General features: G+C 60.1%; 8 protein-coding genes. 4 read left to right on the top strand and 4 right to left on the bottom strand.

The window, feature by feature from the left end; translation table 11 throughout:
• Nucleotides 1–351: 351 nt before the first annotated feature.
• From QMX98_RS29320 to QMX98_RS29305, 4 genes are all read left to right on the top strand, one after another.
• A complete protein-coding gene (locus QMX98_RS29320) occupies nucleotides 352–1,611 on the top strand; it encodes an OprD family porin (protein WP_282411782.1) in 1,260 nt (419 codons plus the stop codon).
• 192 nt (nucleotides 1,612–1,803) lie between these two features.
• The gene (locus QMX98_RS29315) at nucleotides 1,804–2,994 is read left to right on the top strand and encodes an FAD/NAD(P)-binding oxidoreductase (RefSeq protein WP_282411781.1); all 1,191 of its coding nucleotides are present in this window, start codon (nucleotides 1,804–1,806) and stop codon (nucleotides 2,992–2,994) included.
• Between the two features lie 27 nt (nucleotides 2,995–3,021).
• Nucleotides 3,022–3,387, top strand: coding sequence for a DUF1641 domain-containing protein (locus QMX98_RS29310; protein ID WP_282411780.1), 366 nt, complete (start codon nucleotides 3,022–3,024; stop codon nucleotides 3,385–3,387).
• A gap of 21 nt (nucleotides 3,388–3,408) precedes the next feature.
• Entirely contained in the window at nucleotides 3,409–4,221 is an 813-nt protein-coding gene (locus tag QMX98_RS29305; RefSeq protein ID WP_282411779.1) for a methyltransferase domain-containing protein, read from the top strand.
• A 194-nt stretch (nucleotides 4,222–4,415) separates the two neighbouring features.
• Here the strand turns inward: QMX98_RS29305 and pcaC are convergent, their stop codons facing one another.
• The 4 genes from pcaC to QMX98_RS29285 are packed head-to-tail and all read right to left on the bottom strand — an operon-like array spanning nucleotide 4,416 to nucleotide 8,336.
• Nucleotides 4,416–4,808 (bottom strand): 4-carboxymuconolactone decarboxylase, encoded by a 393-nt coding sequence (gene pcaC, locus QMX98_RS29300; protein WP_010462533.1) that lies wholly within the window; start codon nucleotides 4,806–4,808, stop codon nucleotides 4,416–4,418.
• Between the two features lie 10 nt (nucleotides 4,809–4,818).
• Nucleotides 4,819–5,610, bottom strand: coding sequence for a 3-oxoadipate enol-lactonase (pcaD, locus tag QMX98_RS29295; RefSeq protein ID WP_282411778.1), 792 nt, complete (start codon nucleotides 5,608–5,610; stop codon nucleotides 4,819–4,821).
• Nucleotides 5,611–5,621: 11 nt separating this feature from the next.
• Nucleotides 5,622–6,986 carry a 3-carboxy-cis,cis-muconate cycloisomerase gene (locus QMX98_RS29290; protein ID WP_282411777.1) on the bottom strand — a complete coding sequence of 455 codons (1,365 nt, stop codon included), beginning with the start codon at nucleotides 6,984–6,986 and terminating at the stop codon, nucleotides 5,622–5,624.
• 45 nt (nucleotides 6,987–7,031) lie between these two features.
• Complete coding sequence (locus tag QMX98_RS29285; RefSeq protein WP_010462539.1) at nucleotides 7,032–8,336, bottom strand: MFS family transporter; 1,305 nt, start codon at nucleotides 8,334–8,336, stop codon at nucleotides 7,032–7,034.
• Between the last annotated feature and the right edge of the window lie 146 nt (nucleotides 8,337–8,482).

The following is an 8,482-nucleotide window of genomic DNA, read 5'->3' as shown; positions in this document are numbered from 1 at the left end:
GGCAAGCCTCGCTCCTGCAGTGTCCGCGTCGGATTATATTCCATGAAACCCCCACACCCCGTAGGAGCGAGGCTTGCCCGCGAAGAGGCCAGCCCATAAACACAAAAACCTCAAGCCAACATGCGTTCGATAACCGCCCAAAACCCGCTTTCCCCGATTGAACCCTCCCGTCCATCCCCCGCACCATTCGTCGCACAAGACCAATAACATCAGGTTCGACACCATGCCCCCGCGCCCTGCCCTGTCCGGCTGATCCCACCCCGTTTTTCACGATATCGAATCCCTTGTCTGCAACGTCCACGTTGCGGCAGCGCCCCGTTTCATCCCTAACAATTAGAGAGACCCGAGCCCATGACGCCTTCCACCACGCCGTACTACTTCCCAAGCCTGATAGCCATCGCCCTGGCCTGCGCGGCCCTGCCTGCCATGGCCGAGGAGTCGGGTTTTGTCGAAGGTGCCAAGGTCAACCTGAACCTGCGCAATTTCTACATCAACCGCAACTTCACCAACCCGACCAAGGCCCAGGGCAAGGCTGAAGAATGGACACAAAGTTTCATTCTCGACGCCAAATCCGGCTTCACCCAAGGCACCGTCGGCTTCGGCATGGATGTGCTGGGCTTGTATTCGGTGAAGCTCGACGGCGGCAAAGGCACGGGCGGGACTCAGTTGCTGCCGCTGGATCACGACGGTCGCCCGGCGGACAGCTTTGGTCGCACCAACGTGGCGTTCAAGGCCAGGTTGTCGCAGACCGAAATCAAGGTCGGTGAATGGATGCCGGTGCTGCCGATCCTGCGCTCGGACGACGGTCGCTCCCTGCCGCAAACCTTTCGTGGCGGCCAGATCACCTCGAAAGAAATCGCCGGCCTGACGCTCTACGGCGGCCAGTTCCGCGCCAACAGCCCCCGTGACGACAGCAGCATGAGCGATATGTCGATGACCGGAAAACCGGCGTTTACCTCCGACCGTTTCAACTTCCAGGGCGGCGAATACGCCTTCAACGACAAGCGCACCCAGATCGGTGTGTGGAACGCCGAACTCAAGGACATCTACAGCCAGCAGTACGTGAACCTGATTCACAGCCAGCCCCTCGGCGACTGGACCCTCGGCGCCAACCTGGGTTTCTTCTATGGCAAGGAAGATGGCAGTGCCCGGGCCGGCGATCTGGACAACAAGACCTGGTCAGGCCTGTTCTCGGCCAAATACGGCGGCCACACCTTCTACGTCGGCCTGCAAAAACTCACTGGCGACAGCGGGTGGATGCGGGTCAATGGCACCAGCGGCGGCACCCTGGCCAACGACAGTTACAACGCCAGTTATGACAATGCGAAAGAAAAATCCTGGCAGGTACGGCATGACTACAACTTCGTCGCCCTCGGCATCCCCGGTCTGACCCTGATGAACCGCTACATCAGCGGCGACAACGTGCACACCGGCACAATCACCGACGGCAAGGAATGGGGCCGCGAAAGCGAATTGGGCTACACCGTGCAAAGCGGCGCGCTCAAAGACCTCAACGTCAAATGGCGCAACTCGACCATTCGTCGGGACTTCAGCAACAACGAGTTCGATGAGAACCGGTTGATCGTTAGCTATCCGATCAGTTTGTTGTAACCGCACCCTGGCAGCGGTCGAAGTCAAAAGGCCGCTGCCTGTAACCACCTGTCGGCTTGCCTGGCATTTTGCGAGTGGGCAGATACAGTCAAAAAGCGTGTTTAATTCTCCATCACTGCTGTAGGAGCCCCTGTTTTCTTCCGTTATCTCCGGATGCTGTACGCGAAGCTGCCATGACCCAGGAGGTCAGGTATGAGCAAGCGAATAGTTATCGTCGGTGGCGGCGTTGGTGGAACCATGCTGGCCAATCAACTGGCCAGCAAGCTGTATCCGGAAATCCTGCGCGGCGAAGTCTCGATTGCACTGCTGTCCAATTCCCCCGATCACTTCTATAAACCTGCGTTCATGTACGTGGCGTTCAACCTGTTCTTTGAAGAGGAATTCAAGCGCCCGGAACGTTCACTGTTGCGCCCGGAAATCGAGTTCCATGTTGATGAAGTCGTGCGTTTCGATTTCAACCGACAACACCTGCAAACCCGCAGCGGCAAGCGGTACGGCTATGACTTTTTAGTCATCGCCACCGGATGTGTGCCGGCCCCGGAACGTATCGAAGGCTTGAAAGAAGCCGGCGATCATTTCTATCAGTACGCGCCCGCCAGGCAACTGGCGCAAAAACTGAGCACGATCGAAAAAGGCCGCATCTTCATTACCGTGTCCTTCCCGAAAACACCCAATGTCCCGCATCAATGCGGTATCGCGCCCGTCGAAACCACATTGATGCTCGATGATTTCTTGCGGCGTCGTGGGGTGAGAGACCAGGTGGAAATCGTCTACACCTACCCGACCACGGCTCAACTACTGCGCAACTGCCTGTTCCTGCAACGCCCGACCGGGGAAATTCTGCCGGGTATCTTTGAACGGAAAAATATTCGCTTTCAACGCGGCTTCACGCTCAAACGAGTCGATCCGGATAAAAAAATCGCGTACTCCGAGGAAGGTGACGAGCAACCCTTCGACATTCTGATGGCGACACCACCGATCAGGGCCGTGGACGCTGTGCTCGAGTCCGGCGCCTCGCAAGCGCCCAACGACGAAGGCTGGCTGCCGACCCACCATGAAACGTTGCAGGTCTACGGCCTGGAAAACGTCTACGTCATCGGTGATACCGTCGACTTGCCTGTCAGCAAAGCCGGCGGGGCATGCCATAACCAGGCGCCGGTGATCGCCAACAACATCGCTGCCGAAATTCGTCTGGGCACCCCCATCGCCGTCTACGACGGACGTGTTCAGGCCGTGGCACAAATGGGCCTGGATGCCGGCATGCCGCTTTGGTACGACTACCAGCACGATGTCCAGCCCACCCCGGCCACCAAGCTCGGCGGGTTGCTCAGAAACGGATTCAACCGTGGACTGTACTGGGCGGTTGCCCGCGCAATGCTTTGATCGGCCCGGGGAGAGGAGTAAATCGTAATGAACGTCTCAAATGAATCAATCACACCCCCCATCAGCCCTGGATCAGACGCGCTGATGGAAAAGCTCAAACCGTTGATTGACGGCGGTCGAATGGACAACCTGGTAGACCTGCTTTCACTGATCAGCGACCTCGTCGATCTACTGGACCCGGCCATGGTGGAGAAACTGGCGCGGCTGTTCGAAGGCGCGACCGAGGCAACCTGGAGCGTCAGCAATGCCGTGCGCATGGCAAAAGCCGATAGCTCAGCAAACGAGCAGCCCCCTGGCTTTTACCAGCTACTGAAATTGTTGCGCGAACCCGACACACGACGAGGGGTGGGGTTTGCACTCAAAACCCTCAACGTCATTGGAAGACAACTTTGAACGTCCAGAGAGGACAACCTCATGAGCACCAAACTGCAAAGAGCAAGGACGGCTGACTGGGACGCCACGGCCTACCAGCAATTCTCCCGGCTTCGACAACGACCGGTTAACGAGCTGATCGACCGCGTCAACCTTGAAAACCCCAAACGCATCTACGACCTCGGCTGTGGCACCGGCATTGCGACTCAAGCTTTGGCCAAACGCTGGCCCCGTGCGCACCTGATGGGCATCGACAGTTCGGAGCAAATGCTTCAGGAGGCCAGAGGCTTGCCGATCAAGGCGCTGTGGAAGCAGTGCGATCTACAGAACTGGCAGCCGGAGCAACCCGCCGACCTACTCTTTGCCGCCGCCGTGCTGCACTTCATCGACAGTCACGAACAGTTGCTGCCGCGCTTGCTCGATTATCTCAACCCGGGTGGTTGTCTGGCGGCGCACATGCCCGACTGGCGGGATGCGGTGTGGTATCAGCTGGTGCTCGACACCCTCAACGATGGAGGCTCCGATGGCAAACCGCTCGGCTGCGCACAACTGCGCGAGACGATGGCGACGCGGACGTTATTGTCGCTGGAAAATTACCACCGATTGCTTGCTCCGATCACCCGGACGCTGGACATCTGGGAAACCGAGCAGTTGCAGGTCGTGGACGGCAAGTCGCCGATTTATGACTGGATCAAGGTCTCGGCCTTGCGGGCGGTGATGCAAGGCTTGAAGGATGACGAACAGGCGCGGTTCATTTATCACTTCATGATGCGGGTGCATGCGCATTACCCGCGAGAATACGATGGGCGCACGCTGTTTCCGTTCAAGCGGATCTTCATTGTCGCCACCGTTTGACCCTGTGGTCGCCGCGCTTGCCCGCGATGGCGGTGTGTCATTCACCATCGATGCAAGCTGACCCACCGCGATCGCGAGCAGGCTCGCTCTCACACGGGTCCTGTGTGAACACAAGTCATGTACTCACCGGACATCCTCTGCAGGAACGAGCCTGCTCGCGATGGCGTCAGCTCAGACACCGCAAATCGCCAGGATCACTCCCGCGATTCAACCCCAAGCTCATCCCACACCGACTCCGCCAAATGGAACGTCGCATTGGCCGCCGGGATGCCGCAGTAGATCGCGCTCTGCATGATCACTTCCTTGATCTCGCCGCGGGTCACGCCGTTGTTGGCGGCGGCGCGCAGGTGCAGTTTGAGTTCTTCGTTGCGGTTCATGCCGATCAGCATGGCGATGGTGATCAGGCTGCGGGTATGGCGTGGCAGGCCCGGCCGGGTCCAGATGTCGCCCCACGCGTGGCGGGTGATCATTTCCTGGAACTCCGAGTTGAACTCGGTCAGGGCATTCAGGCTGCGGTCGACATGGGCGTCGCCGAGCACCGCGCGACGGACCTCCAGGCCTTCGTCGTAACGTTGTTTCTCGTCCACAACAATCCCCTTAATCAGCTGACAAAAACGTCAGGACCCGGTCACTGAACGCAGCACCGGCCTGAACGTTGGACAAGTGCGCGGCGTAGAACTCGGCGTATTCGGCGCCCGGCACATGCTCCTGAATAAAGTGCCCTCCGGACGGTGGCGTGACCGCGTCTTCGGTGCCGGCAATGACCAGCAGCGGCACCTTGATCGCGGACAGCTGATCACGGAAGTCGGCATCGCGCACGGCGGCGCAGTTGGCGGCATAACCCTCTGGCGAAGTGGCCGCGAGCATGTCGGTAATCCGCTTCGCGGCGGCCGGGTTGGCCTCGGCAAAGTCAGGGGTAAACCAGCGCGCAATCGACGCATCGCGCAAGGCGACCATGGCCGCCTGACCGTCACGCAGCACGGTTTCGATCCGTGGATTCCACACCGATGGATCGCCGATTTTCGCGGCGGTGTTGCACACCACCAACTTATTCAATCGATCACCGGCATTGATGCCCAGCCATTGGCCGATCAGGCCACCCATGGACAGACCGCAAAAATGCGCGCGTTCGATGTGCAGCGCATCCAGCAGCGCCAGCACGTCGTGGCCCAGTTGCTCGATGCTGTATGGCCCCGGCGTGACCAGCGATTTTCCGTGGCCACGGGTGTCGAAACGCAGCACCCGGAAATGCTCGGAGAACGCGGCGATCTGCGCGTCCCACATGTGCAGGTCGGTGCCCAGCGAGTTGGACAGCACCAGCACCGGTGCATCCGTAGGGCCATCAAGTTGGTAATGCAGTTCGCCCTCGGCGAGTTGTACAAAAGCCACAGCAATCTCCTTCAGGCAGTCAACGCAGAATGTTCAGCCATCGCCCGCTCGACCCAGGTATGGGCCTGACCAAGGTAATGGGCGGGGTCCAGCAGACGATCGAGTTCCAGGGCCGACAACTCGGCGGTCACTTGCGGCTCTTCGTCGAGCACCGCTCGCAGATGACGTTGTTCGGCCACCGCACGTTTGCAGCAGCGCTCCAGAAGATGGTGCGCAGTGTCGCGGCCAACCCGTTGGGCGAGGACGATGCTCACCGCCTCGGCCAGCACCAGGCCTTGGGTCAGGTCGAGGTTGCGGGCCATGCGGTCGGCGTCCACTTCCAGCCCGTCCGCCACCAGCAGCGCTTGCTTGAGGCTGCCGGACACCAGGCAGCAAATCTCCGGCAGGGTTTCCCATTCGGCATGCCACAGGCCCAGGCTGCGCTCGTGTTCCTGAGGCATGGCGCTGAACAGGGTCGAGAGCAGGCCGGGAACGCGGGTCGCCGCACCGATCAGCACCGCGGCGCCTACGGGGTTGCGTTTGTGCGGCATGGTCGAGGAACCGCCCTTGCCCGGTGCCGACGGCTCGAACACTTCGCCGGCTTCGGTCTGCATCAACAGACTGATGTCGCGGCCGAGTTTGCCGAGGCTGCCGGCGATCAAACCGAGTACCGCGCCGAACTCCACCAAGCGGTCTCGCTGGGTGTGCCAGGGTTGGTCCGGCAGGGTCAGTTGCAGCTCACCGGCCAAGGCTTCGGCAATCGGCATCGCTTGCTCGCCGAGGGCTGCCAGGGTTCCGGAGGCGCCGCCAAATTGCAGCACCAGCAACCGAGGTTTAAGTTCTTGCAGACGTTGGCGGCTGCGAGTGACGGCGCCCAGCCAACCGGCGATTTTCATGCCGAGGGTGACGGGCGTGGCGTGCTGCAACCAGGTGCGCCCGGCCAGAGGCGTGGCGACGAAGCGTAACGCCTGGGTCGCCAAGGTTTCGCCCAGTTGCGCCAGATCGCTTTCGATCAGCGCCAGCGCGCGGCGCAGTTGCAGCACCAGGCCCGTGTCCATTACGTCCTGACTGGTGGCGCCCAGATGCACGTAGCGTTCTGCTTCGGCATCGTTGGCGGCGACCTGTTTACCCAACGCCTTGACCAACGGAATCGCTGAATTGCCCGCCGTGGCAATCGCCTCGCCGAGTGCTGAAAAGTCGTAATGCCCAGCCTGACAAGCCGCTGCGATCGAGGCGGCAGCCGACAGCGGAATCAAACCCGCGCTCGCCTCGGCCCGCGCCAGTGCCGCTTCGAAATCAAGCATGGCCTGCACCCGGCCTTGATCACAAAACACCTCACGCATATCGCGTGCCGTGAAATAGGCATCGAACAATTGATTGCCCGGTCGCTGATTCATAGACAGTCCCTGAAGGCGTGGGCCGGTCGGGCCCACGCGGATGGATCAAAGGTCGTGGTGCAAATACTTGGCCTGTTTCGGCAGGCGCAGGCTGAACAGGAACGCCACCGCCATCATCACCGTCACGTACCAGTAGAAGGAGTTTTCAATGCCCGCGGCTTTAAGGCTCAGGGCGACGTATTCCGCCGAACCACCGAAGATCGCGTTGGCCACCGCATACGCCAGGCCGACACCGAGTGCGCGCACTTCCGGCGGGAACATCTCGGCTTTTACCAGGCCACTGATGGAGGTGTAGAAACTGACGATCGCCAGCGCCACGGTAATCAGCACAAAGGCCAGGAACGGACTGCTGACACTTTTCAGGCTCAGCAGAATCGGCACAGTACACAACGTACCCAATGCACCGAACCACAGCATCGAGTTACGGCGACCGATCTTGTCCGCGAGCATGCCGAACAGCGGCTGCATGCACATATAAAGGAACAGCGCGCCGGTCATGATGTAACTGGCGGTCTTGGCGTGCATGCCGGCGGTGTTCACCAGGTACTTCTGCATGTACGTGGTGAACGTGTAGAAAATCAGCGAGCCACCGGCGGTGTAACCGAGCACGGTAATAAAGGCCGCTTTATGGTCGCGGAACAACGCGCGAATGCTGCCGGCGTCCTTGTTTTCACGCATTTCCTTGCTGGTGGTTTCCTTGAGCGAACGACGCAGGAACAGCGAGATCAATGCAGCCACGGCGCCGACCACAAACGGGATCCGCCAGCCGTAGGCACGCAGGTCATCTTCAGTGAGGAACTGTTGCAGGACCACCACCAGCGACACCGCCAGCAACTGCCCGCCAATCAGCGTCACGTACTGGAACGAGGCGAAGAACCCGCGCTGGCCCTTGAGGGCGACTTCGCTCATGTAGGTTGCGGTGGTGCCGTACTCACCGCCCACCGACAAGCCCTGCAGCAAACGGGCGAACAACAGCATGATCGGCGCCCAGACGCCGATGTCCTTGTAGGTCGGCAGGCAGGCGATGAGCAACGAGCCGAAACACATCATCAGAATCGAGATCAGCATCGAATTCTTGCGCCCGTGCTTGTCCGCGACACGGCCGAAAATCCAGCCGCCAATCGGCCGCATCAGGAACCCGGCCGCAAACACGCCGGCGGTATTCACCAGCTGCACAGTCGGGTTATCGGACGGGAAAAAGGCCGGCGCAAAGTAGATCGCGCAAAAGGCGTAGACGTAGAAGTCGAACCATTCAACGAGGTTGCCGGACGAGGCGCCGACAATGGCGAAGATCCGTTTGCTGCGCTCTTCGCCGGTGTAGTGCGCTGGAATAGCGGTAGGGGTTGTCATTGTTTTTCACTCTTTGGGGACCATGACATTCTAGACACACTTTGCAACAGTCCCGTTCCACAGTTGGCAATACTGTCCTCTGTAAGGAGTGAGCCTGCTCGCGATGGCGGAGTGTCATTCAGCACTGAAGGCACTGATACACCGCC

The sequence above is a fragment of the Pseudomonas sp. PS02303 genome, assembly GCF_029959925.1.
Classification (GTDB): domain Bacteria; phylum Pseudomonadota; class Gammaproteobacteria; order Pseudomonadales; family Pseudomonadaceae; genus Aquipseudomonas; species Aquipseudomonas mandelii.
Note: the sequence above shows the minus strand (reverse complement) of the source record. Positions and strands in the feature narration are given on the sequence as shown.